General features: G+C 60.6%; 1 pseudogene. It reads right to left on the bottom strand.

What is annotated here, in order from left to right:
* Positions 1–530 precede the first annotated feature (530 nt).
* Positions 531–1,235: pseudogene (locus tag ILP92_RS16275) on the bottom strand (integrase core domain-containing protein); the annotation flags it as partial.
* Positions 1,236–1,385: the final 150 nt, after the last annotated feature.

The raw sequence follows: 1,385 nt of genomic DNA, 5'->3' as shown, positions 1-1,385 counted from the left end.
GTTCGCACGAAGAAGCGGCGCAAACTGCCCAGGCGGGATCGCAGAAGCCAAAAGCGCATTTTCTCGGCATCGGCCACGTCGGGCGGCACGATTGCCGCATCGGTTAAGCGTGCGGCTTCTTCTGCATAGTATGCTGCGAGGTCTAGCCCCGTTCCGCCGTCCATTGCCGGAAGGTCGAGCACAGGCCGTGGGGAACGGCGGGACGTTTGCTGTCGGGGTCGAGATAGCCTCTGCCTCCATTCTTCATGTGAGTCGCTTGCATCCGCCGCATCACCGCTGAGATGCTCATGTCTGATAGCCGAGGCGGCGCTGGCGCATCAGGTCGGATCGGATGTCGAGCGGGTCTACGCGCGTTCGGATCTGTTGTAGCGGCGGAAGATATTGATGACACAGTGGTGCTTGTTTGCCTCGCATTGTGAAGTGTGCTGACTATGACAAGCCTTTCCAAGTGGATGCGAGCCAATCGAGAAACCGTAGTTTTGTTGGCGACAATACACGAGTTTCTGACCTGCCCCCTTCTGGTCCCTGATTCATAACGCGAGTCTGCGGGTTGGATTTGGGTATTCCGGTTTCCCCGTCGGGGCCAAGCGCGCGGGGCGCGGAGCCCTCAATTTGCTCAAGCGCTCGGCGCGCTTGCTGCTGTTTCTGGTTGCCGAGCGACGAGTGTGGCCTGACCGTGTTGTAGTCGTAGCGCCACAAGGCCAGCTTGCGCCGTGCATCGTCCAGGCTGTCGAAGATTTCCTCTTTCAGGAGCTCGTCGCGCAGGCTGCCGTTGAAGCTCTCGATGAAGGCGTTCTGCTGGGGCTTGCCTGGATCGATAGAGTGCCAGGGCACCTCGTTCTCGTCGGCCCATTTCAGGATAGCCCGACTGGTGAACTCTGTCCCGTTGTCCACTGCCCGGCAGGGCATTGCGAAGCAATGTCCCGAGAGGGGCTGACAATGCACCCGGGCTTGCCGTAGACCCGGATCAGGGCGCTGAGCTCCCGGGCCACTCGTGCGCCCGACAGGCTGGTGTCGGCGACGCGGCACAGGCATTCCCGCGTAAGGTCGTCGATCACCGCCAGGATCCGGAACCTCCGCGAGGCGCCGAAGCTGTCAGACACGAAGTCAAGGGACCAACGCGCGTTGGGATGCGCGGCAACCGGCAGCGGTGTCCTGGTACCGCGCGCCCGTTTCCGGCCGCGGCGCCGTGTTACCGACACCCCTTCCTCGCGGTAGATGCGATAGAGCTGTTGGATTTCACTGAGAACTGACCCGGCATTGTCACCGAGATCTGACCCGCCCGTTCGTTATGTTTCCTGATTCATGATTGGGTCAATGCCACTGTCTCCTTCCGTTTCTTTTTTGCTGTCTCGGAGCTGGCTTTGAACCGATAGCTTTCGTTT

Origin of the sequence: Palleronia pontilimi, assembly GCF_016412875.1 — a bacterium.
In the GTDB taxonomy this organism is placed as follows: domain Bacteria; phylum Pseudomonadota; class Alphaproteobacteria; order Rhodobacterales; family Rhodobacteraceae; genus Palleronia; species Palleronia pontilimi.
This window is presented reverse-complemented; position numbering and strand designations above follow the sequence as displayed.